Consider the following 22,963-nt stretch of genomic DNA (forward strand, 5'->3'; position numbering starts at 1 on the left):
TTCCTTCCGCTGGATGGTGCTCCAACGGTAGGACGCAGGACCTGAAGCAGACCTGAACCTGCAGGGCGGGAATCGAGGAGTGACCCGATATCGCGGACCCGTCACGGCTGTCCGTACCCGGAGGAGGGCATTCGTCGGTGGTCCTTCCGCGCCGGACTTCTGGGGCCCAGTGCCACCTCCCACACCTGGCCGGGACCGAGTGTTCTCGTCATCCCCTCGGCGCAGACCCGGATGGGGGCGGCCGAGCCCGAATGGAGTCGGATGTGCATTCGGCGGCTCGTCACGTCGATGGTCACCGGCTGCCCCCGATAGCTCAGTTCGAAGGAGGCGGAGTTCAGCTCGTCCGGCAGCGCCGGGTGCAGCCACAGAGCGTTGTCCCGGGTCTCCACGCCTCCATAGCAGCGCATCACCATGTCCGCGGTGCCGGCCATCGCGCCGAGGTGAACGCCCTCCCGTGTCGTACCGCCCTGAGTGTCGGCCAAGTCCGCCTCCAGCGCCTCGGTGAGGAGCGCCCAGGACCCGGCCCGGTCAGTGCGAGCAGCCACCCACGCATGGACGACCCGACTGAGCGTCGAGCCATGGCTGGTGCGCTCCAGGTAATAGCGGACAGTGCGCGGGATCAGTGCAGGAGGCAGCTCATAGCCGAGGCGGGCGAACAGACGGCTGGAGTCTGCGTCTGGTGACGGCGTTCGCCGGGCCGGTCCCCGACAGCGGCGGCGGACGGTGGTCGAACGCCTACCGACAGGCGGTGTCCGAAGCGGTCGATTCGGTGGTCTCCGGCCTGCTCGAGCGCGCCGAAGATGCAGGAGTCGACGCCACCGCCCGGACAGTCGAGGGCGACGCCGGAGGAGTGCTCGTCCAGGCGAGCCGATCGGCTCGCCTGATGGTCGTCGGCAGGCACGGACGGAATCGGTTCGCCGGCCGTTTCCTGGGGAGCGTGTTCGGCAAGCTCGCTTCGCATTCCCGGTGCCCGACGCTGGTGGTTCCGGAGACGAGGCACTCCTCCTCAGCCAGAGCGCCGGCGCCGGAACAGGAACAGGAACAGGCGCACACCGGTGCGCATGACGACGAACACTTTGCGCTGCTGGCGGAGTCGGGGCAGCGGTCACCGGAGCGCCGACCCTGCACCAACGTCCACCCTGTGATGAGCTTCGACCCCGAAGTGGTGGCAGGAATCGACGTCGGCGACAGCGGCCTCCCGGTCGCCCTCCAGGCCGCCGAGGCAGCGCGGGCGCTGGGCCGCCCGCTGACCCTGGTCTCGGCGGCACCGCTGAACGTCGAAGGTCATTGGTTCCCGAATCCGGTCGAATACAGCTTCGGCATTCCGGTCATTCAAGCGCGGTTCACGGGCCGGTCCTCATCGTGCCGATGGGGAAGAACGATCACAGCCATCCGACTCGTTTGAACACCAGGTAGAGCAGCAGACTGCCGGAGAGCATCAGCCCCAGCGCGAACGGGTATCCCAGCAGCCAGTGAAGCTCCGGCATGTGCTTGAAGTTCATTCCGTACGCGCCGGCGATCAGCGATGGGAAGAAGAAGATGCCGGCCCATGCGGAGATCTTCTTCATCTGCTCGTTCTGCTGGATCGACAGCTCGTTCAGCTGCCGCATGTCGTCGTTCTGCCGCTCGGCGATCAGCGTGGCATTGACGCTGAAGATCTCCCGGACCACGGTGCGCAGCCGCTCCAGGCGCTCGATCGCCGTGTGGATGTGGTCGGTGACATCGCGCATTCCCCGGAGCAGATCCTCGGGTGGGCGGTGACGATCCAGTGAGACGTGCAGCGAGGCCGCGAGGCCGCCCAGCGGATTCACTGCGCGACCGAGCTCGATGAGCTCGCGTGACAGGTAGTAGACGTCCCGCGACGGGACCGGGCCCGTTCCGAAGATGCGCTCCTCGAGGGAGTCTCCGTAGTCCTCCAGGGCGCTGAGCAGGGGCTCGTAGCCGTCCACCACTTCGTCCATGATCCGGTAGAGAGCAGACAGCTGCGGGAACTCGAGAAAGCGGGGGTCGCGCTCGAAAGCTCTGCGCACAGCCGGCAGGTCCACCGAGTCCGTATGGGCAACCAGGATGACGAACGCGGCACCGACGAACACGTGGAGTTCGCCGACTCGGACGTCGATGATCGCGGGATCTCTCGCGACATCACTCTCGGAGGGAGTCGGAGCGGCCTCGGCCGGGCGCAGCACCACGAAGTCGGTGGTGCCGTAATGCTCGTACTTGGGCCGCTGATGCGCCTCGGCCGCATCCTCGACGGCGAGCGGATGCAGATCGAAGCGCGCAGCGAGTTCAGCGAGGTCCTCCCGGCTGGGTCGCAGCAGGTCGATCCACAGGAAGGGCTGCTCGTTCGAGTGCTGGTCGAGCGCGAGATCGAGGGCGTCTGCCGCCTCGGCGACGCTCCGGGGATGGGCGACCGCGTCCGCCTCGATGTAGAGGACGAAGTGGTCGCCGGCATTGCAGCGGGTGGGCCGCTCCGAGTGTTGGTTGAGGTAACGCGGATCTGCCACTGCGATCTCCCGGTCCGGCGAACGTGTCTGCTGGAATTGTCCCAGATCAGACAGGAGTCAGGCTTCCTTCCGTCGTTCGACGGTTCTACTCTGGAAGGACCTGATCCGGTACTCGACGAAGAGGTCCACGATGAGAGTTCTGATCGGATACTCCAGTGCCCATGGGTCCACTGCAGAGATCGCCCGGCGGATCGCCGCCGTCCTGCGCGACACGCCGAAGGCCGAGGTGCGCGACCCGCTGACGGCCGAGGTGCGCGAGACGCTGACGGTCGAGGTGCGACCGCTTGAGGACGTGCACCGCCTGGAGGGGTTCGACGCCGTCGTCCTCGGCAGTGCGATTCACAGCCAGTCGTGGCTGCCGGAGGCCGCCGAATTCGTGGAGCGCCACTCCGCAGAGCTGCGTGCGCGCCCGGTGTGGCTCTTCAGCGTGGGGATGAGCGGCGCGCTGCCGCGCTTCCTGCGCGCTCCGGCGAAGGCGGCGCAGAACCGGAAGCTGGCCGAGGCACTGCGAGAGCAGGCTCGCCCTCGCGGCCACGGACTGTTCTCCGGAGTGGCCGCCGCCGAGGAGTTTCCCCGCTGGGTCAGGATCGTCCTGCGCGCCATCGGCGGGCGGTTGGGCGACCTGCGCGACTGGGAGGAGATCGACGATTGGGCCCGCGGCGTTCGCACTGAGGTCACCGGCCGAGGCGAACAGAAGGTTGGGCAGACCGGATAGCCGGCGGCAGGCCGCGCGGCGTGAATTCCCAGCGAAAGGTGTCGCAATGACCACGATGGCAGGACCACCACCACCGTATCCGCCCGCCGCTGCGGGCCGTGTCACCGCCAATCCCGGGCACTGGGTGCTGCTGATCCTCGGAACAGTGCTGACGATGGTCGGCCTGGGTCTGATGGGCGGCGGCATCGGCCTCTTCGCGTATCTGGCCGGCGGCCGCCGGCAGCAGTGGCAGCGGCCGACCGATGCGGATCTGCCGAACCCGGCGCAGCAGGAAGCACTCACATCACTGGCGCCGGGGCTGCTGATCGCCGGGCTCGTCAGCCTGCTCGTCGGGATCCCGCTGCTGCTGCTCGGGGCCAGGAGCCTCGGACGGAACCTCGACGAGCAGCAGCGAGGTGTGGCCCCGTTCGCCGCCGACGGAGGGCGGCCGGTCTACCCGGTGCGGCTCACCGGCTTCCTCGACCCGCAGCTGTCAAGGGCCCTGTGGCTGATCAAATGGCTGCTCGCGATTCCCCACTACTTCGTCCTGGCGCTCCTGTGGTTCGCCGCTCTGGTCACGACGATCGCCGCCGGCCTCGCCATTCTCTTCACGGGCCGCTATCCGCGCTCCTGGTTCTTCTTCTGCGTCGGAGTAGCGCGCTGGTCGTGGCGGGTGGGATTCTACGGATACTCAGCACTGGGAACGGACCGGTACCCACCGTTCTCGCTGGCGCATGCCGAGTATCCGGCGGACCTGGACGTCGCCTACCCGGAGCGGCTGTCCAACTGGATGGTGCTCGTGAAGTGGTGGCTGCTGGCGATTCCGCACCTGCTGATCGTCGGCATCATCACGACGCCGGGTGGCGGCTGGAGCTCCGGAGATGGCGACGGTCAGATGTCGTCGGGGTGGGGCTTCTCCCTGCTGGGGCTGCTCGTGCTCATCGCCGGCGTCATCGTGCTCTTCACGGGTCGCTATCGGCCGGAGCTCTTCGCTTTCATCATGGGGCTGAACCGGTGGGTCAACCGGGTGGGCGCCTATGTTCTGCTGCTGCGCGACGAGTATCCGCCCTTCCGCCTCGACCAGGGATCCGATGAGCCGCAGCCCATTGCGGGCTGGACGGCGCCCGGAGCGCCGGGCCGGGCAGGAGACCCAGGCGCGCCGGGAGGCCCAGGCGCGCCGGGTGGTCCAGGTGGTCCAGGAGCGCCGGGTGGCCCAGCGGCACCTGGAGGTCCAGCCGCACCTGGAGGTCCAGCCGCACCCGGAGGCCCAGGTGCGCCGGGAGGCCCAGGGGTTTCTGGAGGACCGGCCGCACCGCGCCCGTGAGACCGCCGGCCTGCCGCAGATGCCGTTGACCAGCAGGCGGTGCGCGGAGTCCGAGAGGTCGGCAGTACGGATTGTGAGACATCTATGACGGCAATCTTCCTTGCTGTGTAATATCCCTTTCGGAAGCAAGGTGCATTGCCGCTGAGACCAGCGGATTCGGCCCATCGGAACGGGAACCTCAGGAGCATCATGACTCAGCAGGACACGGCGAACCTGAAGAACCAGCTCCAGATCGTCGTGCACGCCGACCCCAGCAGCACGGAGATCGCCATCGAAGCCGAGGGGAGCCTGACCGTGGAGACCGTCGGTTCCCTGCTGCGTACCCTCGAGCGGGCGGTGATGCTCATCGGCTGCACCGGCATCGACGTTGATCTGTGGAAGCTCGACCGGCTGGACCCGGAGGCCTGGTCCGCGCTGGAGGGGTTCGCCGCGGCCGTCGGCGAGCATCCGCCCATCCGGCTCGACGAGTCCTGCCGTCCCAGCAACCTCCTCGGCGCATCGCAGGAGGCGCAGAGCCTGCCCAGGGAGGAAGCCCAGCGGCAGCTGCTCGGCAGCTGACTGGAACGCGGCAGCTGACGGGCTCGCCGCACCTGGCTGATCGCGGCAGCTGACCGGAGCACGGCACCTGACTGGAGCTCGGCAGCTGACCCGTATACTCGCTGAGCGTGACCACGCAGAATCAGCAGGGTGCTCAGCAGACCGCCACGCCGGTGCTCGAGGCGACGAGTGCCCGCCACCCACAGGTGCAGGCGCAGTACCAGCACGACATCGCCGCGGAGCGGAAGGTCTTCCCGGACCGGCGCCCGTGCCCGATGGGCAAGATGATCCGCAAGGCCCGGGAATCCGGTGTCACCGACCCGAGCGAGCCGATCCTCGGCGAGAACATCTATCCGTACGTGCACTTCGCCGACCAGCAGGTGCTTCGCCATCAGCTGCTGACTCCCAGCTACCACGTCGCGGATGTCGACCAGCTGCTCGAGATCGACAAGGAGGCGTGGGAGCGGTTCTACCTCCGGCAGGGCCGGCTTCGGCGTGACGGTCACGCGATCTTCATCCACGGCCTGGGTTCCTCGGCGATGTCGGTAGCAGGGCACGTGCATGCCCACGTATTCACCCTGGGCCCCAAGATCAACCTCTTCGACTACGACCAGGAGGCGGCTCGCGTGCGCATCCGGGCCGGTGAGTGCTGGCTCGTCGACACCGAGACGCAGGAACCGCTCGCAGCGCCGGAACAGTGGGCGCCCGAGGAGAGCGTGTGCGACCACGTCTACCAGGAACGGTTCGGCTGGGCGTAGGGTTTCGGCAAGGCCACCCGCGGCTGACGGGCATCCCAGTCCCGCCGGCGGCCGCGGAAGGGGAGGTGTCGGAGTGGAGATCGACTTTGTGAGCGATACTCTGCTGACCGAGACGGTCCTGCTCCTGTGCGCTTTCGTCCTCTCCGGGATGGTCGGCCTCGAGCGGGAGCTGCGCAACAAGAGCGCGGGAGCGCGCACCCACATTCTCGTCGGTCTTGGATCGGCGCTGTTCACACTGGTCTCCGCCTACGGCTTCACCCGAGTGATCGGCAGCGACGTGGTTCTCGACCCGTCCCGGATCGCCGCTCAGATCGTCAGCGGCATCGGCTTCATCGGCGCCGGAGTGATCTTCGTGCGCCAGAATATCGTGTCCGGATTGACCACTGCGGGATCCGTCTGGGTCACCGCAGCCGTGGGAATGGCCTGCGGCGCAGGGATGCCGCTGACCGCGGCCGTCACCGTTGCCCTGTATCTGCTGGCGACGACCTTGGTCACGCTGGTGATGCGGCGGATCCCGCGGGCCAGCCGGGACCGGATCTACGCAGTCCGGTACGCCGACGGCAAGGGCGTCCTGCGGCAGGTGCTGCGGACGGTCTCGGAGCGCGGATTCGAAGTCGCGTTGTCACACACCCGACGCGCAGAAGGGCCTGACGGGCCGGCCGTGGTCGCGACGTTGAGATTCACACCGCAGAAGGGCGCGGACGACGGCGACCTGTTCGAAGCGCTCTCGGAGATTCCTGGCGTGTTCAACGTCGAAGCCGCTCACGAGGAGAACGACTGACAGGTGCTCGTGCGCGCTGCCGAACTCACGGCATACTTGTGCCATGTCGTCTGATATCGAGATCGCCTCGCAGGCCACGCTGCGGCCCATCGCGGACATCGCAGCCTCCGTCGGGCTGACGGTCGAGGACATCATCCCCTACGGGCACTACGCGGCGAAGGTGCCGCTGGCCCACATCACCTCTGACGCCGAGGCGCCGGCCGGCCGCCTTGTGCTCGTCACCGCGATGAGTCCCACCCCGGCAGGCGAGGGCAAGACGACCACCAGCATCGGCCTCGCGGACGCCATCAATCAGGTGGCCCGAGCTGACGGCTGGGAGCCGGTGCCCGGCAAGCAGCCGGCCGTGCTCGCGCTGCGGGAGCCCAGCCTCGGACCAGTCTTCGGGATGAAGGGCGGGGCTGCCGGCGGCGGCTGGGCCCAGGTGCTGCCGATGGAGGACATCAACCTCCACTTCACGGGCGACTTCGCCGCCATCGCGCTGGCCAACAACCTCGCGTGCACGATGCTCGACAACCACCTGCACTTCGGGAACGAGCTCGACATCGACCCGCGCCGGATCTCGATCCGCCGGGTGATGGATCTCAACGACCGCGCCCTGCGGCAGACGGCCATCGGGCTGGGCGGCTACAACGGCGGCATTCCGCGTGAGGACTCCTTCGACATCGTCGTCGCCAGCGAGGTGATGGCGATCTTCTGCCTGGCGACCTCGCTGTCGGACCTCAAGCGGCGGATCGGGCGGATCGTCGTCGCTCAGACTCGCGCCAAAGAGCCGGTCACCGTCGACGATCTCGGGGCTGCCGGGGCGATGACGGCGCTGCTGAGGACTGCGCTTCAGCCCAACCTCGTGCAGACGATCGAGCACACCCCGGCATTCGTCCACGGCGGGCCCTTCGCGAACATCGCCCATGGCTGCAACAGCGTGCTCGCGACGACGGCGGCGCTGCGGTTCGGCCAGTGGGCGGTCACGGAAGCCGGTTTCGGCGCCGACCTGGGAGCGGAGAAGTTCCTGGACATCAAGTGCCGTGCCGCCGGTCTGCGGCCGGACGTCGCGGTCGTGGTGACCACGGTGCGGGCGCTCAAGTACCACGGCGGGGTGGCCAGGGCAGACCTCGAGACCGAGGACGTCGCGGCCGTCGAGGCAGGATTGCCCAACGTGCTCCGCCACCTCGAGAATTTGCAGGAGGTGTACGGGATCCCCGCCGTTGTGAGCATCAACCGGTTCCCCTCGGACACTGATGCAGAGGTCGCCCGGGTGATCGGAATGCTGGCTGAGCACGGCGTGACTGCGGTGGAGGCGAACCACTGGGCGCACGGCGGTGCCGGCGCCCTCGATCTGGCCCGCGCAGTCGTCGCCGCGGGGGAGCGAGGCGGCGACCAGCCGGGGGCGGCTCGGTACTGCTACGAGCTCGGGATGTCGCTGGAGGCCAAGATCGAGGCGGTGGCCACCCGGATCTATCGCGCCTCGGGAGTGGACATTCCGCCCAAGGTGCAGCGCAAGCTCGACCAGTTCCGGGACGAGGGGTACGGCGAGCTGCCCGTGTGCATCGCCAAGACGCAGTATTCGTTCTCGAACGATCCGGCGGCGCTCGGCGCTCCCACCGGTCATCGACTTCAGGTGCGGGACGTGCGGCTGTCAGCGGGTGCCGGCTTCGTCGTGGTCATCTGCGGCGACATCATGACGATGCCCGGTCTGCCGCGCCGACCTGCTGCGCTGCAGATCGACGTCGACGAGGCCGGGAACATCATCGGGCTGTTCTGATTCTCTCAGAGTGCTGTTGAACTTCAGAGTGCTGTCGGCTTCGGAGAGGTCTTCCGCCGTGCCTTCTTCGCCGGAGCGTGCGGGACGGCGGAACGCCGCTCTGCTGGTCCTGCAGTGGGTGCGGAGTCGGTGCTCCACGAGTTGACGATTCGGATCGGCGGCTGGCGCCCGAATGCCTGCACATACTCCTCCAGCGACGCCCAGGCCTCCGGGTCTGTCCGTTCCAGCCTGCGGAGATCCAGATAGATCCCGGAGCACCCCTGAAGCATGCCGGCGCGCGCGATTGCTCGCAGCAGTGAACCGACGGTCTTCGCTGTCAGCGCGCCCTCCGCTTGGATCACGATCGAGGTGGTGCTGGTCTCGGCGCGAACAAGAATCTGCAGCTGATCTTCCATTTCGTTCTCCCCATTGAGAATTCCGGCGACGATCCTCTCGCCGCGGCGAGGTTCCAGTATTCTACCTGACAAGGTATCTTGATAATCAACAGGCGCGGTCCACGTGCGGCTGAAAATGGGAACGCCCTGGTCAAGGGGGGTGGTGGGTAGCCGGTTCCACTAGTAGATATCCGCTCGATTCTCGAAGGAGATAGAGAATGTCTGCCACAACACCGACCCGTACTCGCTCGCCGATCCAGTACGTCGCACTTCTGTACGGCGTCGTGTTCCTGCTCGCCGGGCTCTTGGGATTCATCCCGGGCGTCACGACCAACTACGATGCGTTGAGCATTGCGGGCCATGATTCCGAGGCCATGCTGCTGGGCATCTTCCAGGTCTCCATTCTGCACAATGCCGTCCACCTGCTCTACGGCGTCGTCGGCGCCATGGTGTGGCGCAGCTCGCGCAGCTCTCGCACCTACCTGCTCTGGGGCGGCTTGATCTACGCAGTGCTCTGGATCTACGGGCTCATCATCGATCTCGATTCGCAGGCGAACTTCGTGCCGCTCAACACCGCGGACAACTGGCTGCACCTGGTTCTTGCGGTGTCGATGGTGGCGCTGTCCTTCCTGCCCGTCAAGGAGGATCCGCCGGCCGGAATCGTGTGACAGCGAAGCTGCCTCAAGCTGCCTCAGCAGGGGCCGGCACCGGGAGGGGCCGGGCCCCTGCCCTGTTTCCGCTGACTCCGGTACGGTTCAGAATGAGGGCGTTCGACGATGAGCGCTTCGAACGAAGGGACCTGATGTGTACAAGCTCATAGCCTGCTGGTCCGCGCCCCGCGCGGAGGACGAAGCGTCGTTCGAGCAGCACTACCGTGACGTTCACGCACCGGCAGCCGCAGCTGTGCCGCGCCTCCGTCGGCTCGTGACCACGCGGACCGCGATTGGACTCGAAGGCGGTGACCCGGCCTTCTACCGTGTCGCAGAGCTGGTCTTCGACTCGCAGTCGGACCTGGAGGCCGGCGAGCACTCCAAGGAGTGGGCTGCAATGCGAGCCGACGCCGGCGCCATGATCGAGAGGTTCGGTGTGAGCCTGACCGTCGGCACCGGTGAAGAGGTCATCGTCGATGTGGAGGATCGATGACGGTTCTGGTGACGGGCGGCTCCTCGGGAATCGGCCGAGCGATCGCAGAGCATTGGGCAGACCTCGGCCACGATGTGATCATCAACTATCACGCGAATGACGAGGCGGCGAGTGATGCCAGGAGCGCCGTCGAGGCGCTCGGGCGGAGGGCCATACTGGTCAAGGCTGATATGGGGACGCACGACGGAGTCGACTCGCTGCTCAGCAGTGTGCTCCGGGAGACGGACGACCTCGCGCTGTACGTCCACTGCGCCGCGCTGGCCGTCACCGGTGGAGCGCTCGATGTGGATCCTGAGCAGCTGGCTCGTGCCATCGCAGTCAACGGCACCTCGCTGATCCCGCTCACGCAGGGGCTGCTGCCCGTGCTCAAGCCCGGCAGCAGCGTGATCTACATCAGCAGCCGAGGCGCACGAAGCTTCGTTCCCGAATACGTGGCGCTGGGCCCGTCGAAGTCTCTGGGTGAGGCGCTGATTCGCTACCTGGCCGTCGAGCTCGCCCCGCGCGGGGTCCGAGCCAATACTGTCGCCGCCGGTGCTCTCGACACGCCGGCGTTCCGCACGGTATTCGGGGAGCAGGCCCAGACACGGCTCGAGCGCGCGGCGGCCGCGAACCCCAGCGGCCGTGGACTGCGCTTCGCTGATGTGATCGCCGCCGTGGAGGCCCTCACGGGAGCCGAGACCGCCATGGTGCAGGGGCAGACGCTGATGGTCGACGGAGGTGCTTCACTCTGATTCGCGACGGGTTTCGGCGGGGCATCGCCGGCACGGCGCCGGGCTCACCGGCCGGACTGCAGCCTCTTCAGCGCGGTCGCCAGGTCGGTCGGAAGACCCCGAGCAGCACGAGCACTCCCGTCACCTGAATCGCGCCGATGCCGAAATACAGGGGCTGCAGGAAGAAGTAGACATCGACCACCAGCAACTCGCCGACGATCCACGTCATCATGGTGAATCCGGCGAGGGCGTGCGCGGCCGCCGTCCATCGGCTGCGCAGCAGGTGGGCGATCACCGCGAGCAGCTGCACTGCCCCGACGAGGGCGAGCAGCGCCGCTCCTGCTCCGTACATGCCCGCGAACCGCGTGCCCGCCAGGATGTCGACCCCGAACAGTTCGGCTCCTCCCGCTGCCAGTCCCCAGGCGCCCGCGGCGCACCCGAGGACATTCAGAACTGCGATGACGAGCAGGATGACTGCGATGATCCGGTCTGCGCGGGCGGACCGATACGACTGGACGGGCGCGCTGGTCTCAGATGTCTTGTCGTCGTGCTCGGGAGCGGTGCCAGCGGGTACAGGAGTCATCGTCGAGTTCTCACTTCCTGTTCGGGAGAGCTGCTGATGCTGTCGACACCAGTATCGCCGGGAACCTCACGTTTCACCTCGCTGCCACGTCTACTGTGTGATGAAGAGATCGAGCGGGTGAAGAGGATGAAGGAACCATTCGAGCAGGTCGTCCGGCGGCATGGCGCCTCCGTGTTCCGGGTCTGCCGCGCACTGCTCGGCGCAGGGGCCGACGCCGAGGATGCGTGGTCCGAGGTGTTCCTCGCCGCCCTGCGCTCCTGGCCGGAGCTGCCGGAGGGCATGAATGTGGAAGCCTGGCTGGTGACCGTGGCGAAGCGCAAGGCGATCGATATCATTCGAGCACGCGACCGGCGCGCGGTACCCGCCGCCGAACTCCGGGAGGGCCACTCGCCCCACGGCAACCCGGGTGGCGAGCACCTGGGTCTGTGGCAAGCGGTCGCTGCCCTGCCGGAGCGTCAGCGGCTGGCTCTCGCGTATCACTACCTCGGCGGTCTGCGGCACACTGAGACTGCTCAGTTGATCGGCAGCACTCCTGACGCAGTCCGCAGGGCAGCCGCTGACGGGCTGAAGACGCTGCGCCGCAGCTATCACGACCGTGAGTCCCCGGCAGAAGCGTTGCGAGCCGATGACATGCCGGCCGGAAGGTTCGACGCCGGTGAGAGACCAGAAGGAGCGCAGATATGAATCCGACGCACTGGAGCGTCCGTGACGCATCCGACTCGGATGCACTGTTTCCAGTCACGGAAGCGGAGATGGCCAAGCTGCACGATCGGCTCGCGGAGAGCGCGGTCGAGCAGGCGTTGGTCGACGTCGCCTATCGCACCGTCGATTCTCCGATCGGCCCGATGCTGCTGGCAGTGACGGAGAAGGGCCTGGTGCGGGTCGCGTTCGAGAATGAAGGCTTCGACGCAGTGCTGGAGCAGCTGTCCGCACGAATCAGCCCCCGTGTGCTGGAAGTTCCCCGGCGGTTGGACCGGGTGGCGCAGGAGCTGGATGAGTACTTCGCCGGCTCCCGCCGCAGCTTCGACATCCCGCTGGACTACAGGCTTTCGGGTGGGTTCCGACAGCTCGTGCAGCGACATCTGCCGCAGATCGAATACGGCCAGACCCTGACCTACAAGCAGGTTGCCGAGCTGGTCGGCAGGCCGACAGCGGTGCGGGCCGTCGGCACCGCCTGCGCCACCAACCCGCTCCCGGTCGTGGTGCCCTGCCATCGAGTGCTGCGCACGGACGGCGGCTTGGGAGGGTACCTCGGTGGTCTGGAGGCGAAGTCGGCACTGCTGCTGCTGGAGAAGGCGGCATGACTCTCTTCGGCGACGATCTCGTCGCACGCCCCGTGCCTGAGCTGCCGGAGGGGGCCCATCTCCTTCCCGGGTGGCTGTCGTTCGAACAGCAGCGGTGGATTGTCCGTCGGTTCTGGGATTGGACTGCGGGTCCAGTGCCGTTGCGCGGGGCGAAGATTCGGGGCCACGAGATGAGCGTCAAGACGGTCTGCCTGGGCTGGCATTGGCGCCCGTACGAGTACACACGCGAAGCAGTGGACGTCAATGGCAGCAGAGTGCTCGACTTCCCGGACTGGATGGTGCGCCTCGGAAGGAAGGCGCTCGTGGCTGCCACCGGGAATCCGCGCGCGGGCGACGACTACACGCCGGACACAGCGCTGGTGAACTTCTACGACGAGCGGGCGCGGATGGGCATGCACCAGGACAAGGACGAGAGATCGCACGCTCCCGTGGTGTCGCTGTCGATCGGGGACACCTGCAGGTTCCGCTTCGGCAACACGGAGTCGCGGAACAAGCCCTACCAAGACCTGGACCTGGCCTCCGGGGACCTGTTCGTGTTCGGCGGCCCATCGCGGCTGGCGTACCACGGAGTGCAGAAGGTGTACCCCGGCAGTGCTCCGGACGGCTGCGGACTGGAACGGGGAAGGATCAACATCACGATGAGAGTCACGGGACTGGGGGAGTGAAGTGAGCGTCAACGACGGTGTGTCGAACCAGGACAACCGAACCGACACCGGCCTCGTCATCGGGGAGGACGGGTTGGTCCGACCGGTCTGGGCCGCGACGGATCCGCTGCTGCGGGAGTACTACGACACCGAGTGGGGAATGCCCGTTCGGGACGAGCAGGGGATGTTCGAAAGACTCAGCCTCGAAGCGTTCCAGGCTGGGCTGTCCTGGGTGACGATCCTGCGCAAACGCGAAGCCTTCCGTGAAGTGTTCGCGCACTTCGACCCGGACCAGGTTGCACAGTTCGGTGAGGACGACGTCGCGCGATTGATGTCGGACGCTCGAATTGTGCGCAACCGGGCGAAGATCAATGCGGCGATCACGAACGCTCAGGCCACGCTGGAACTCCGCGACGCCGGCGGCCTGGCGGATTTCGTGTGGTCATTCCAGCCGGAGGAGACACCTCGACCGCGGTCCATCCACGAGGTTCCCTCGACCTCGCCGGAATCGGTGGCACTGTCGAAGGCGCTGCGCAAGAAGGGATTCGCCTTCGTCGGACCGACCACGATGTTCGCATTGATGGAGGCCGTGGGCATCATCGACACCCACGTGCTGGGATCACATCGGCGCGGGTCCTCAGGGGTCTGGCGTCACCACAGATCACCCGCATAAGGGCGGGACCACAGCACGAGCGTGACGGTGACGGCCTTGAACCACGCCTGGTGCATCGCCTCGACTTCGTCACGATCCGATTCGGCCTGCACCAGGAACTCCTTGACCGACAAGGTCACGGGAACCACCAGAGCGAACAAGTGGCTCATGGGCACGTGCGCCACCGGCGAGTCGACGTTGTCGGTCTCGTTCTTCTTGGACGTGTGGCGGAGCCCGATCTCCTCCTGGTAGGCAAGCCATTGCTCGTCGAAATCGCGCGTGCACAGGTCGACCACCCAGCGTTCGAACCTCGCGCGAACCCGTGCGAGGTAATCGGCGTCCGGCTCACCGTCCGCGCCGCGGAAGACGGTGACCAGATGCGGCGTCGAGCCGATGAAGTCATACCAGGCGTCGAGGATTTCCGAGACGCGGGGCGTGAGAATATCCCCGGCTCTGCGCAGTGCGGCTGCGTCCTCGTCAGTCCACATGACGTCGGTGAGCAGTTCGTCCAACTGGGATCTCGTCACGGGGGACGAGGGCAGATTCTGATCGTAGGTGTAGCCGGCCGGCGTGGTGTTCATCATCGAACCTCATTCCGATCATCAAATTTTCACCGGGCTTCCACCATAGGCCGTCGCCGGGTGTCTGCCAATCGCCGCCGCGGTTGATTATCAACCGGGTCAGGAGCCACGATGGAGGTCAACCGCAAGCGGCCGAGGAGCAGAACAGTGGTCACCGTCGACATCGCAGAATCCGACTTTCTTTCCACCATCCAGGACAACGACATCGTCCTCATGGACTTCTGGGCCGGCTGGTGCGGCCCGTGCCGCATGTTCGCTCCCACCTACGAATCCGCATCGGAGAATCACCCCGACGTCGTCTTCGGCAAAGTGGACACCGAGGCGGAGCAGCAGCTCTCCGGGTCGCTGGGCATCAGCTCGATTCCGACCCTCATGGCGTTCCGGGAAGGCGTGCTCGTGTTCTCCCAGCCGGGTGCGCTGCCGCCACCGGCCTTGGAACAGGTCATCACCGCCGTGAAGAATCTCGACATGGAAGAAGTCCACGCCGAGGTGGCCAAGCAGCAGGCGGAACAGGGCGAGTCGCAGCCCGAATAGGGACAGCCAGCCGCCGCCGCTCGCTGAGCGACGACACCGAGGCGCCGCGCAGCTCACAGCTGCGCGGCGCCTCGGCAGTGCCGGATGATCGATTCCATCCCGGCCCTCAGTTGAGAATGACGAGGGCCGACCGAACGCACCCGACCGAATCCGACCGATCGCGGCCAGGCGATCAGTTCGCCGGGATGACCTCGCCCTCCGGCCAGGTCTCGGTGATGAAGTTGGCGACCTCTTCGGAGTGCGCCAGCTCGGCCAGCGTCTGGATCGCCTCGTTGTTCTCGTCCCCGGCGCGGACGACCAGGATGTTGGTGTACGGGTTGCCCTCCGGCGACTCCACGAGGATGCCGTCCTTCTTCGAGGACAGGCCGGCGTTGAGCGCATTGTTGCCGTTGATCACCGAGGCGTCGGTGTCGGCCAGAGTGCGCGCAAGCTGCGCGGCCTCAGCCTCCACGAACTCGATGTTCTTCGGGTTCTCGGCGACGTCGTTGACCGTTGCGGTGATCGGGTCGACGCCCTCGGCCAGGGTGATCAGGCCGTTGTCGGCCAGCAGCTTGAGGGCGCGGCCCTGGTTGGCCGGGTCGTTGTTGATGCCGACAGTGGCGCCGTCGGGCAGATCCTCGACGCTGTTGTGCTTCTCCGAGTACAGGGCGAAGGGCTCGATGTGGATGCCCTGCTCGAAGTGGTAGAGCTCGTAACCCTGGTTCTCCCGCTCCGATTCGAGGAACGGCAGGTGCTGGAAGTAGTTCGCGTCGATCTCGCCGTCGACGAGCGCGCGGTTGGGCAGAGAGTAGTCGGTGAACTCCTGCACCTCGATGTCGATCCCCGCGTCGGGGGCGAGGTTCTCGTCGATGAACCGGAAGATGTCACCGTGCGGGGTCACGGAGGTGCCCACGGTCAGCGTGGTCACGCCGTTCGATTCGGTGCCGACTTCCTGTTCGCCGCCGCCGGTCAGGCCGCAGCCGGTGAGGGTGAGAGCGGTGGCGGCAGCGGCTGCCGCAGCAAGCTTGAGCTTCATGATTCTCCTTCTTCGTTGAGTCTGTGAGTGATGGCCGGTGAGCGCGCAGGCGCATGAGCGTCCGGGCACCGGCCGAAGGGTCTCCGGGGCTCGGCCGGGTGGGTCCGCGATACCTACCTGTGGTCGAATGCTCGCGACAGCAGGTCGCCTGCGAGCTGGATGATGCCGACGAAGACGACGAGCAGCACGATGCACACGATCATCACGTCGCCCTGGTAGCGGTGGTAGCCGTAGGAGATGGCCAGGTCGCCCAGGCCACCGCCGCCCACCGCGCCGGCCATGGCGGTGTAGTTGACGAGCGCCACCGAGGTCACGGTGGCCGATCCGATGAGGGCGGGCATCGCCTCGGGAACGAGCACCTGCCGGATGATCTGGCCCCGACTCGCACCCATCATCTGGGCGGCCTCGACCTTGCCGGCCGACACGTCGTGCAGGGCGGTCTCGACCAGCCGGGCGTAGAACGGGATCGCGCTGATCGAGAGCGCGACCACGGCGGCCTGCCAGCCGAGTGCGGTGCCCACGACGAACCGGGTGAACGGGATGAGCGCGATCATCAGGATGATGAACGGCACGGACCGGACGATGTTGACGATCACGCTGAGCACCTGGTGCACGACGGGGTTCGGGGCCAGCGAGCCCTTGGTCGTGACGAACAGCCAGATGCCCAGCGGCAGGCCGAGGATCACCGCGATCGCCGACGACCAGAAGGTCATGGCGATGGTCTCGACCAGGGACGGCCACATCTCCTGGGTGATGGCGGGGTTGTTGAACCAGGTCTGCTCGGTCATGCCGCCACCTCCGCATGGATGCCCTGGGCTCGCAGCGCATCGACCAGCCGGTCGGCCTCGGCCCGGCCGTCGAGGTTGACCTGGAGGCGGCCCACGGGGGTGCCGGAGATGGTCTCGATGGAGCCTGCCCCGACCGAGGCGCCGGGCGCCGTCGCTTCGATGGCGTCGAGCGCGGAGCGCAGGGGAGTGTCGGTGAGCAGCGCCTCGACGACCGTTCCCGAGGTGGCACCGGTCGGGGGCAGGGGCAGCAGCTCCCGGCTGAGTGTGGAACCGGCGTCGCGGATGACGTCGAGCAAGGTGCCGCTGCGGGTGATCCGGCCGTCTTGCAGCAGGGTCACGGAGTCGCAGGCCTCACGGACCACGGACATCTCGTGGGTGATGATGAGCACGGTGATCCCCAGGCGTTCACGCAGTGAGCGGATCAGCTCCAGGATCTGCCGCGTGGTCTGGGAGTCCAGTGCCGACGTCGGCTCGTCGCACAGCAGGATCTTGGGGTTGGCCGCGAGCGCGCGGGCGATGCCCACGCGCTGCTGCTGGCCGCCGGACAGCTGCGCGGGATGGTTCTTGGCGCGGGGTCGCTCAGGCCCACGATCTCCAGGAGCTCCAAGGCGCGGCTGCGGCGCTCGGACCTGCCGACCCCGGCGATCTCGAGCGGGTGCTCGACGTTGCCGAGGGCGGTGCGCGAATCGAGCAGGTTGGCGTGCTGGAACACCATGCCGATGTTCCGCCGTGCCCTGCGCAGGCCTTCGCCCTTCTGGGCGGTGACGTCGACGCCGTCGATGCTCACTGTTCCGGCGGTGGGCTTCTCGAGGCCGGTCAAGCACCTGATGAGTGTCGACTTGCCCGCACCCGATCGGCCGACGATGCCGTGGATCTCACCGGCTCCGACCGACAGGTCGATGTTCTCGAGTGCCACCGTGCCGGAGAATTCCTTGCGCAGTCCGCGCAATTCGATCACGTGCTTCTCCTTGTGCAAGATGGACGGACCCGGGTCCGGGCCGCGTCCATTCTCCGCCGTGGGCCAGGACCACGAGCAACAGAATGCAACATTTCGTCACATTGCTTCATAAAAGTGGTCTTGCGCACAGTTGCGGGTCGCGGGAGGGCGGGAGCACGCCGAACCCCGGGACAGCCTCGACGAGTCGGAGGACCGCGTCCACGTCGCGTCATCACCCGGGGCACGTCCGATCTCCTGGACTACGGGCATATTCGGCTGCAGCGCTGCCGCGAGTACGGCCGCTCAATGCAGTCAAGGGCAAGAAGGCGTTCTTCACCTACGAGGACCGGAAGAACATGCTGGAGGCGATCCGCTTCGTGGACCTCGTGATCCCGGAGGAGAACTGGGAGCAGAAGCTCGCCGACGTGGAGCAGTACCACGTCGACACGTTCGTCATGGGTGACGACTGGACCGGCGAGTTCGACTTCCTCAAGGACGTGTGCGAAGTCGGGCACACGATCAGCTCCCGGCGTTCTCCTGTGATTCGTCGAATGGCCCGAACATGTCTTCCAGCTCCTCGATGAGCTTCTCCGCGCGATCCTCATCGGAGCTCGCGCTGGCGAGCGCTCTCAACTGGTCGAACAGAAGCGGTGCTGGAATCTCCCGCTGCTCGGCATCCCACGATTCGCTCCACGTGTTGCCCTCGAAGCGGCTTCCTTCAGCGAAGATCATGTATTCGACGTCGTCGATGCGAATGTCGTGCCCGAAATTCTCGTCAATCGCCTCGGCCCACTCGGTCAAGCTGTCGAGGAAGGTCTGGTAGCTCCGTGTGTCCCAATCATTGACGACGATGCGCCGGCCAGGGGCATGCGTTCCGAACCAGCGGTCGACCACCGCGTCCATGACGGGAGCGGGTTGAAGTTCAGGATGCTTAGCTGTGACGAAGTAGATGTACTTCGTGCCGAAGGCGGGACCCAGCCACTTCAGGAACTCGCGGGATTGCTGTCTACGCTCCGCTACCCGCGCAAACGCAGCAAGGCCGCCCTCTTGCTGCGCCACTTGGGCTACTTCAAGCAGCTCCGCCTTCGCTTCGGGACGATCAAGAATCCGCTTCGTTCTGAACGGGCCGTAGCCGGCTCTGCCGTAACCCCACAGCATTGCGAGCAGGAACACGCGCACTGCGGTCTCCTCGTCGACGACTTCGGGCGACTTCTCGACCGCTTGAACACGATCGAGACCTTCGGAGCCCAGGTCCTCGAAAAACTCGGCATACTCCGGGAGCCCTCGAATCCAGATCTCTGGGTTCCAGGTAGAAGCAACCTGTGTGGGTCGGCCGGCGCGGTCCCAGCGCTTGTATGTCTCGATGAGAGCTTCAGGCATCGTCGTATGTCGACCTAATCACAATCTGCCGAGTTTCGCACCGCTGGTTACCCTCGCGTTGAGGAGGCTGCGATGGTGCGAATCCACAGTGTGCCCCGGGCAGTGCCGTGACACGCCCTGCACTCGCGCCACCGCGCATTGCAGCGGGTCGCTCCGACGGCGCCAGCGCAGATCTTCCCGCCTGAAGCATCATCGCGAACAACACCGGCAGAGGCACCGGTCGCAGTGCCCAGCCCGGCTCGCGCAACAGCCCGAACGCCGGCTGCTCACCGCCGGTTTGGCACGCCCTCCCGTGCAGTCGGCCGCGCGGCCGTGCCGGTGCCGAACACAGCGGCGTGGAACTCGCCGATCACCTCGGCGTTGTAGGCGCCCCCATCGAAGGGTTCGGCTCGAACCTCGCCGCGAATGAACGACCTCATGCCTTCCGCCAGGGCTTCCACGTCCTGGCCGACGATCAGGCCTCCGCCGCCCGCCATGGCGCTGTGCACTGACCCGAAGTGCGTGGTGACCACGGGCAGCCCGAGCACCCGCGCCTCGAGGATGACGTCCGGCTGGCCCTCGTAGTTGCTCGACATCACGAAGCAGTCGCATTCGGCCATGAGCGCGAAGGGGTCGCGCAGCCAGCCCGTGAAGACCACCCATTCCGCAATGCCGAGGGACTGTGTGAGGGCGGTGAGCTCTCCTCGCAGCGGTCCGTCCCCGATGATGAGGAGCCGCGTGTTCTCGTTCTGCTCGTGCACCCGCGCGAATGCCCGGATCAGGCGCGCATGGTTCTTCTCCGGGGACAGCCACCCGACGGTGACGAAGGTCGTCCAGTTGCCGCGGGAGATGAAGGTGCTGACCAGCTGCTGGCGGGAGGCTTCCGCCACCACGGTGTCGTAGGAGTACAGGCGACCCAGCTCGGCGATGACGTCGGTGAGCCGATTCAGGCTCATGGTCGGGGCATCGGAGGCGGAGAACCTGATCTGGTCCGTCCCGGACAGTACTCGCTCCACGTCGATCGTGTTCCGGGCGCTGACGAACTTCGCGGCCGGCGCGAACTCCTGCAGGCTCTCTGCGTTGATCCGGCTGAGGCCGGGAGAGACGGACACCAGTGCGTCGAATCCGCGGTAGAGCTTGAACACACCGTAGAGATTGTCCCGGTGCGGTCGTTCGCCATCGATCTCACGTTCCGCGTCGGCCCGGAGGTCGTCGTGGAGCCAGATCGCCTTCCGGGGCGCGGAGCCGTGCAGCATGAGCCTGGTCCAGTAGTTCGAGTACCCGCTGAAGTCGATCGCGGCGTCGAAGTCCGCATCCCCGAAGAGGCGCCGCCACTCCCACTGCCACAGACCTGCGTCGGCCAGGTGTGCGTTCCGCCAGTCGTCGGGGGCCTTGACCAGCTCGTCCATGCTGGCCTGCAGCGCGTACTGCAGCAGGCCCGGATCGCGGACGACGTGCCGGACGTGGTCGGGGATCAGGGCGGCGTTGGCTCGGTAATCCGGGCTGTCGGAGCGGCAGTACAGGGCGGTGACGTCGTAGGTGTTGGGATCCAGTCGGCTCAGGAGGTTGAGCGCGGAGGAGGTGATGCCGTTGGTGATCATCCCTCCCAAATAGATCGCCAACCGGGTCCGGCCGTCGCGGAAGCCGCGCCGGACGCGGTACCCGTCCTCGTTGCCGTTGAACACCACGTCGATGATCCGTCGGCTGACGTCACCGTCGTCGTGCGGGGTGAACCGCGCGGCGAGCTGCCGGTAGCGGTGGGCGGCCGCGGGGAACGGCTCGTCCAGACCGCCCCCGGCCAGGATGCGCGTCACGTTGTCGAGCAGCTCCGTCGATGTCGTCGACACCGGTCCCGGCATCTGCTCGATGTCGAGGTAGAGTCCGCGGCTGTCGGAGTAGCTGTGCACATCCGGGATGTGCAGGGCCAGCGGCCGGCCGCTGGCGAGGTAGTCGACGAAGATGCTCGAGTAGTCGGACACGAGCAGATCGCTCAGCGCCAGCACCTCATTGGCGGGCACATCGTTTGGGACGAGCACGCTGGCCAGGTCCGGGTCGTCCTTGAGCTGCTCGTACACGACCTGGTGCGCCTTGAGCAGGATCACCCAGTCGCGCAGCTGCGGATGCCTGCGCAGGGCCCCGATCGTCTCCCGGAGCGCCTGGACGTCGACGTCGGGACGAGAGAACGATTCGCCGCGCCACGTGGGTGCGAACGTGAGCACCTTCCGGCTGCCGGCGTCGATCCCGCGGTCGCGCAGCACCTGACGGGCGTGGACCCAGGCACCGGGACCGAACATGTGGTCAGTGCGCGGGTAGCCCTCTTCGATGATCGCGCCTTCGAATACGTTGCGCAGCCGGTACGCCGACAGGTACATCTGCTCGGTCATGAAGGAGTTCTGGGCGAGGAGGTAGTCGGCGGACATGAAGTTGCGGAGGATGTTGCGGGAGTCGACGGCGCCGTCGGCGATGTCGTAGCCCATCTTCTTCAGCGGCGTGCCGTGCCAGGTGTTGAGGTAGGTCTGCTCGGGCCGCTTGATGAAGTCGGTCGGGAAGGTTGCGTTGTTGACCAGGTACTGGCTGGTCTCCAGCACGCGGTAGTACTCCGGGGTCTTGTGGTCGACGAAGTGCACGCGCGGGTGTCCGGCGAACTCGGTGAGGAAGGCGGAGTCGGAGGCCTTCCGCGACAGCACCCAGGTGTGGGTGAACTCCGCGTAGCGAGGGCCGTCGATCATGGCGCGGAAGAGCGCCTCGGGATTGCACAGTGCCCCGTTGCCGGCGAAGGATTCCCAGACCACCGTCTTCGGCCTGATCGGGGATCTCAGGGCGCTGGTGAAGGCGCGGGCGCTGAGTGCATTCGCCACGTATGACTGATTGCGGCGCAGGTGCTTCTTCCACGCCGGCAGCTCCTGGCGCAGATACGACTGGGCTGCGGACGGCAGCACCTTCTTGGCCTGCTCCCTGGCGACTCTGCCCAGATCCATCCTCGCCTGCCTTTCCCCACCGGTGGCGCTCACCGTGCGAGACGATGGTAGGCGGCCATCGTACTCCGAGATCGCGGGAAGAACCCAGGACGCCGGAAGAGCGGTTCAGTTCTCGCGCCGCCGTCACTGGTGCGCAGATATCTGAAGACGGTGTGAGCTGCTGGTGGAGGCGTGCCGCTCACCGCACGAGGGAGCGACCCGGGAACGCAGCCTTCGCTGTCGTCTCCCGTGCCGCTCCCTCGAACACAGGCCCACCGAATGGCGGCCTTGAGGTGTATCAGTGGTTGCGGACAGTTTCGCTGTCGCGTGTGTGGCTGTCGGTGCGCTCGTCGTCGTCGCCCTCGATCTCCTTGGCCAGCAAGGCAGAGCCGATGGTCCAGATCAAAGCGGAGATGAGTGCGAACCATACGCCGAACTCGACGGAGAGATCATCACCGCGCTCGAGTCCACCCATCGGGTCGATGGCGAAGGCCAAGCACTGCAGGGTGGCAGCGATGCCGACGGCCATCGAAACCAGGGTCAGTCCACGATGCTGACGCCGCCGCGCACGCGCCGCCGCATAGATCATCGCGATGAGAAGACCTACGCCGAGGTAGGCGATGAAGGGCACTAGGGAATCAGTTTCGTAGCCGGACCGGGGGTCAGAATCGCCCCCGGGATTCACCCAGTTCAGGAATGGGGCGATGTTGAACAGGACGATGCCGATTGCGGCCACGATGAGTCCTGTGGTCTTGGCCCGACGTGGTGCGTGAGCCGTAGGTGAGGCGCCGGTGTGTTCTGCGGTCATGTCTACTCCGATTCACAATGGTGCACGAGAAGTACGATGACTGCACTCCGAATCAAGCAAGGTTCCTTGTTGATCTGATCCATAGACTACAGCACGTCGCCAGGGGAGAAGTTCACCGGCGGTCGGGCATGGTGCTTCTGATTTCGGCCTCGCGGTGCGCGAGCGGATAGTTCAGCGGTTTTCCACATTTCAGCGTGAAGCCGCACGTTCCGAACCC

27 protein-coding genes are annotated in these 22,963 nt (G+C 66.4%); 16 read left to right on the plus strand and 11 right to left on the minus strand.

Features of this window, described 5'->3' with window-relative positions; genetic code table 11:
* Nucleotides 1-101 precede the first annotated feature (101 nt).
* Nucleotides 102-659 carry a glycosyl hydrolase family 65 domain-containing protein gene (locus LXN01_RS10145; RefSeq protein WP_236864831.1) on the minus strand — a complete coding sequence of 186 codons (558 nt, stop codon included), beginning with the start codon at nt 657-659 and terminating at the stop codon, nt 102-104.
* A gap of 20 nt (nt 660-679) precedes the next feature.
* Between LXN01_RS10145 and LXN01_RS10150 the strand changes: the two genes are divergently transcribed.
* Nucleotides 680-1,405 carry a universal stress protein gene (locus LXN01_RS10150; protein ID WP_236864716.1) on the plus strand — a complete coding sequence of 242 codons (726 nt, stop codon included), beginning with the start codon at nt 680-682 and terminating at the stop codon, nt 1,403-1,405.
* Here the strand turns inward: LXN01_RS10150 and LXN01_RS10155 are convergent.
* A complete protein-coding gene (locus LXN01_RS10155; protein WP_236864718.1) occupies nt 1,383-2,504 on the minus strand; it encodes a magnesium and cobalt transport protein CorA in 1,122 nt (373 codons plus the stop codon). The two genes, LXN01_RS10150 and LXN01_RS10155, sit on opposite strands and share 23 nt — an antisense overlap.
* Nucleotides 2,505-2,634: 130 nt before the next feature.
* On the opposite strand from LXN01_RS10155, the gene LXN01_RS10160 reads away from it, so the two are divergent.
* From LXN01_RS10160 to LXN01_RS10185, 6 genes are all read left to right on the plus strand, one after another.
* Nucleotides 2,635-3,219 (plus strand): flavodoxin domain-containing protein, encoded by a 585-nt coding sequence (locus tag LXN01_RS10160; RefSeq protein ID WP_236864720.1) that lies wholly within the window; start codon nt 2,635-2,637, stop codon nt 3,217-3,219.
* 46 nt (nt 3,220-3,265) lie between these two features.
* Nucleotides 3,266-4,522: a DUF4389 domain-containing protein gene (locus tag LXN01_RS10165; RefSeq protein ID WP_236864722.1), complete on the plus strand. Its 1,257-nt coding sequence runs from the start codon at nt 3,266-3,268 to the stop codon at nt 4,520-4,522.
* Nucleotides 4,523-4,711: 189 nt separating this feature from the next.
* Nucleotides 4,712-5,080, plus strand: a complete 369-nt coding sequence (locus LXN01_RS10170) for a hypothetical protein (RefSeq protein ID WP_236864724.1) — start codon at nt 4,712-4,714, stop codon at nt 5,078-5,080.
* 107 nt (nt 5,081-5,187) lie between these two features.
* Entirely contained in the window at nt 5,188-5,817 is a 630-nt protein-coding gene (locus tag LXN01_RS10175; RefSeq protein ID WP_236864726.1) for an HIT family protein, read from the plus strand.
* Between the two features lie 88 nt (nt 5,818-5,905).
* Nucleotides 5,906-6,598 carry an MgtC/SapB family protein gene (locus tag LXN01_RS10180; protein WP_236864727.1) on the plus strand — a complete coding sequence of 231 codons (693 nt, stop codon included), beginning with the start codon at nt 5,906-5,908 and terminating at the stop codon, nt 6,596-6,598.
* A 43-nt stretch (nt 6,599-6,641) separates the two neighbouring features.
* Nucleotides 6,642-8,357 (plus strand): formate--tetrahydrofolate ligase, encoded by a 1,716-nt coding sequence (locus LXN01_RS10185; protein WP_236864728.1) that lies wholly within the window; start codon nt 6,642-6,644, stop codon nt 8,355-8,357.
* A gap of 23 nt (nt 8,358-8,380) precedes the next feature.
* On the opposite strand, the gene LXN01_RS10190 is transcribed toward LXN01_RS10185, so the two are convergent.
* Entirely contained in the window at nt 8,381-8,752 is a 372-nt protein-coding gene (locus LXN01_RS10190; RefSeq protein ID WP_236864729.1) for a hypothetical protein, read from the minus strand.
* A 197-nt stretch (nt 8,753-8,949) separates the two neighbouring features.
* Here LXN01_RS10190 and LXN01_RS10195 point away from each other — a divergent pair, with 197 nt between their 5' ends.
* The 3 genes from LXN01_RS10195 (at nt 8,950) to LXN01_RS10205 (ending at nt 10,605) form a co-directional block, all read left to right on the plus strand.
* Complete coding sequence (locus tag LXN01_RS10195; RefSeq protein ID WP_236864733.1) at nt 8,950-9,399, plus strand: DUF4383 domain-containing protein; 450 nt, start codon at nt 8,950-8,952, stop codon at nt 9,397-9,399.
* A gap of 136 nt (nt 9,400-9,535) precedes the next feature.
* Nucleotides 9,536-9,874, plus strand: coding sequence for an EthD family reductase (locus LXN01_RS10200; RefSeq protein ID WP_236864734.1), 339 nt, complete (start codon nt 9,536-9,538; stop codon nt 9,872-9,874).
* A complete protein-coding gene (locus LXN01_RS10205) occupies nt 9,871-10,605 on the plus strand; it encodes an SDR family oxidoreductase (RefSeq protein WP_236864735.1) in 735 nt (244 codons plus the stop codon). The genes LXN01_RS10200 and LXN01_RS10205 overlap by 4 nt, the downstream gene beginning before the upstream one ends.
* 67 nt (nt 10,606-10,672) lie before the next feature.
* Here LXN01_RS10205 and LXN01_RS10210 read toward each other — a convergent pair whose 3' ends face one another.
* Nucleotides 10,673-11,167: a hypothetical protein gene (locus LXN01_RS10210; RefSeq protein ID WP_236864736.1), complete on the minus strand. Its 495-nt coding sequence runs from the start codon at nt 11,165-11,167 to the stop codon at nt 10,673-10,675.
* Nucleotides 11,168-11,293: 126 nt separating this feature from the next.
* Between LXN01_RS10210 and LXN01_RS10215 the strand changes: the two genes are divergently transcribed.
* From LXN01_RS10215 to LXN01_RS10230, 4 genes are read left to right on the plus strand one after another with little or no spacing between them, the layout of a single operon-like run.
* Nucleotides 11,294-11,851, plus strand: a complete 558-nt coding sequence (locus LXN01_RS10215) for an RNA polymerase sigma factor (RefSeq protein WP_236864739.1) — start codon at nt 11,294-11,296, stop codon at nt 11,849-11,851.
* Nucleotides 11,848-12,471, plus strand: a complete 624-nt coding sequence (locus tag LXN01_RS10220) for a methylated-DNA--[protein]-cysteine S-methyltransferase (protein ID WP_236864740.1) — start codon at nt 11,848-11,850, stop codon at nt 12,469-12,471. The genes LXN01_RS10215 and LXN01_RS10220 overlap by 4 nt, the downstream gene beginning before the upstream one ends.
* Nucleotides 12,468-13,136: an alpha-ketoglutarate-dependent dioxygenase AlkB family protein gene (locus LXN01_RS10225; RefSeq protein WP_236864741.1), complete on the plus strand. Its 669-nt coding sequence runs from the start codon at nt 12,468-12,470 to the stop codon at nt 13,134-13,136. The genes LXN01_RS10220 and LXN01_RS10225 overlap by 4 nt, the downstream gene beginning before the upstream one ends.
* 1 nt (nt 13,137) lies before the next feature.
* Nucleotides 13,138-13,788 (plus strand): DNA-3-methyladenine glycosylase I, encoded by a 651-nt coding sequence (locus LXN01_RS10230; RefSeq protein ID WP_236864742.1) that lies wholly within the window; start codon nt 13,138-13,140, stop codon nt 13,786-13,788.
* Here the strand turns inward: LXN01_RS10230 and LXN01_RS10235 are convergent.
* On the minus strand, nt 13,767-14,351 hold the full coding sequence (locus LXN01_RS10235) for a protoglobin domain-containing protein (protein ID WP_236864745.1): 585 nt from the start codon (nt 14,349-14,351) through the stop codon (nt 13,767-13,769). The two genes, LXN01_RS10230 and LXN01_RS10235, sit on opposite strands and share 22 nt — an antisense overlap.
* Nucleotides 14,352-14,495: 144 nt before the next feature.
* Here LXN01_RS10235 and LXN01_RS10240 point away from each other — a divergent pair, with 144 nt between their 5' ends.
* Entirely contained in the window at nt 14,496-14,882 is a 387-nt protein-coding gene (locus LXN01_RS10240; protein WP_236864833.1) for a thioredoxin family protein, read from the plus strand.
* A gap of 172 nt (nt 14,883-15,054) precedes the next feature.
* Here LXN01_RS10240 and LXN01_RS10245 read toward each other — a convergent pair whose 3' ends face one another.
* The 3 genes from LXN01_RS10245 to LXN01_RS16545 all read right to left on the minus strand — a co-directional run bounded on the left by LXN01_RS10245 (nt 15,055) and on the right by LXN01_RS16545 (nt 17,509).
* Nucleotides 15,055-15,897, minus strand: a complete 843-nt coding sequence (locus tag LXN01_RS10245) for a MetQ/NlpA family ABC transporter substrate-binding protein (RefSeq protein ID WP_236864747.1) — start codon at nt 15,895-15,897, stop codon at nt 15,055-15,057.
* A 113-nt stretch (nt 15,898-16,010) separates the two neighbouring features.
* On the minus strand, nt 16,011-16,685 hold the full coding sequence (locus tag LXN01_RS10250; RefSeq protein WP_236864749.1) for a methionine ABC transporter permease: 675 nt from the start codon (nt 16,683-16,685) through the stop codon (nt 16,011-16,013).
* Nucleotides 16,682-17,509, minus strand: coding sequence for an ATP-binding cassette domain-containing protein (locus LXN01_RS16545; protein ID WP_500676686.1), 828 nt, complete (start codon nt 17,507-17,509; stop codon nt 16,682-16,684). Before LXN01_RS16545 ends, LXN01_RS10250 begins: the two co-directional genes overlap by 4 nt.
* 469 nt (nt 17,510-17,978) lie before the next feature.
* Between LXN01_RS16545 and LXN01_RS10260 the strand changes: the two genes are divergently transcribed.
* Complete coding sequence (locus LXN01_RS10260) at nt 17,979-18,206, plus strand: nucleotidyl transferase family protein (protein WP_336885264.1); 228 nt, start codon at nt 17,979-17,981, stop codon at nt 18,204-18,206.
* Here the strand turns inward: LXN01_RS10260 and LXN01_RS10265 are convergent.
* The 3 genes from LXN01_RS10265 to LXN01_RS10275 all read right to left on the minus strand — a co-directional run bounded on the left by LXN01_RS10265 (nt 18,142) and on the right by LXN01_RS10275 (nt 22,746).
* Entirely contained in the window at nt 18,142-19,002 is an 861-nt protein-coding gene (locus tag LXN01_RS10265; RefSeq protein WP_236864751.1) for an 8-oxoguanine DNA glycosylase OGG fold protein, read from the minus strand. The genes LXN01_RS10260 and LXN01_RS10265 overlap by 65 nt on opposite strands.
* 266 nt (nt 19,003-19,268) lie before the next feature.
* Nucleotides 19,269-21,959 carry a glycosyltransferase gene (locus LXN01_RS10270; protein ID WP_236864753.1) on the minus strand — a complete coding sequence of 897 codons (2,691 nt, stop codon included), beginning with the start codon at nt 21,957-21,959 and terminating at the stop codon, nt 19,269-19,271.
* Between the two features lie 277 nt (nt 21,960-22,236).
* Nucleotides 22,237-22,746 carry a hypothetical protein gene (locus LXN01_RS10275; protein WP_236864755.1) on the minus strand — a complete coding sequence of 170 codons (510 nt, stop codon included), beginning with the start codon at nt 22,744-22,746 and terminating at the stop codon, nt 22,237-22,239.
* Nucleotides 22,747-22,963: the final 217 nt, after the last annotated feature.

It is taken from the genome of Brevibacterium daeguense (assembly GCF_021729135.1).
Classification (GTDB): domain Bacteria; phylum Actinomycetota; class Actinomycetes; order Actinomycetales; family Brevibacteriaceae; genus Brevibacterium; species Brevibacterium daeguense.

What these genes read in the sequence shown, in the direction of transcription:
- LXN01_RS10160 (WP_236864720.1), top strand. Translation starts at nt 2,635, where the DNA reads ATGAGAGTTCTGATCGGATACTCCAGTGCCCATGGGTCCACTGCAGAG.
- LXN01_RS10165 (WP_236864722.1), top strand. Translation starts at nt 3,266, where the DNA reads ATGACCACGATGGCAGGACCACCACCACCGTATCCGCCCGCCGCTGCG.
- LXN01_RS10170 (WP_236864724.1), top strand. Translation starts at nt 4,712, where the DNA reads ATGACTCAGCAGGACACGGCGAACCTGAAGAACCAGCTCCAGATCGTC.
- LXN01_RS10185 (WP_236864728.1), top strand. Translation starts at nt 6,642, where the DNA reads ATGTCGTCTGATATCGAGATCGCCTCGCAGGCCACGCTGCGGCCCATC.
- LXN01_RS10190 (WP_236864729.1), bottom strand. Translation starts at nt 8,752, where the DNA reads ATGGAAGATCAGCTGCAGATTCTTGTTCGCGCCGAGACCAGCACCACC.
- LXN01_RS10195 (WP_236864733.1), top strand. Translation starts at nt 8,950, where the DNA reads ATGTCTGCCACAACACCGACCCGTACTCGCTCGCCGATCCAGTACGTC.
- LXN01_RS10205 (WP_236864735.1), top strand. Translation starts at nt 9,871, where the DNA reads ATGACGGTTCTGGTGACGGGCGGCTCCTCGGGAATCGGCCGAGCGATC.
- LXN01_RS10210 (WP_236864736.1), bottom strand. Translation starts at nt 11,167, where the DNA reads ATGACTCCTGTACCCGCTGGCACCGCTCCCGAGCACGACGACAAGACA.
- LXN01_RS10215 (WP_236864739.1), top strand. Translation starts at nt 11,294, where the DNA reads ATGAAGGAACCATTCGAGCAGGTCGTCCGGCGGCATGGCGCCTCCGTG.
- LXN01_RS10220 (WP_236864740.1), top strand. Translation starts at nt 11,848, where the DNA reads ATGAATCCGACGCACTGGAGCGTCCGTGACGCATCCGACTCGGATGCA.
- LXN01_RS10225 (WP_236864741.1), top strand. Translation starts at nt 12,468, where the DNA reads ATGACTCTCTTCGGCGACGATCTCGTCGCACGCCCCGTGCCTGAGCTG.
- LXN01_RS10235 (WP_236864745.1), bottom strand. Translation starts at nt 14,351, where the DNA reads ATGATGAACACCACGCCGGCCGGCTACACCTACGATCAGAATCTGCCC.
- LXN01_RS10245 (WP_236864747.1), bottom strand. Translation starts at nt 15,897, where the DNA reads ATGAAGCTCAAGCTTGCTGCGGCAGCCGCTGCCGCCACCGCTCTCACC.
- LXN01_RS10250 (WP_236864749.1), bottom strand. Translation starts at nt 16,685, where the DNA reads ATGACCGAGCAGACCTGGTTCAACAACCCCGCCATCACCCAGGAGATG.
- LXN01_RS10260 (WP_336885264.1), top strand. Translation starts at nt 17,979, where the DNA reads ATGCTGGAGGCGATCCGCTTCGTGGACCTCGTGATCCCGGAGGAGAAC.
- LXN01_RS10265 (WP_236864751.1), bottom strand. Translation starts at nt 19,002, where the DNA reads ATGCCTGAAGCTCTCATCGAGACATACAAGCGCTGGGACCGCGCCGGC.
- LXN01_RS10270 (WP_236864753.1), bottom strand. Translation starts at nt 21,959, where the DNA reads ATGGATCTGGGCAGAGTCGCCAGGGAGCAGGCCAAGAAGGTGCTGCCG.
- LXN01_RS10275 (WP_236864755.1), bottom strand. Translation starts at nt 22,746, where the DNA reads ATGACCGCAGAACACACCGGCGCCTCACCTACGGCTCACGCACCACGT.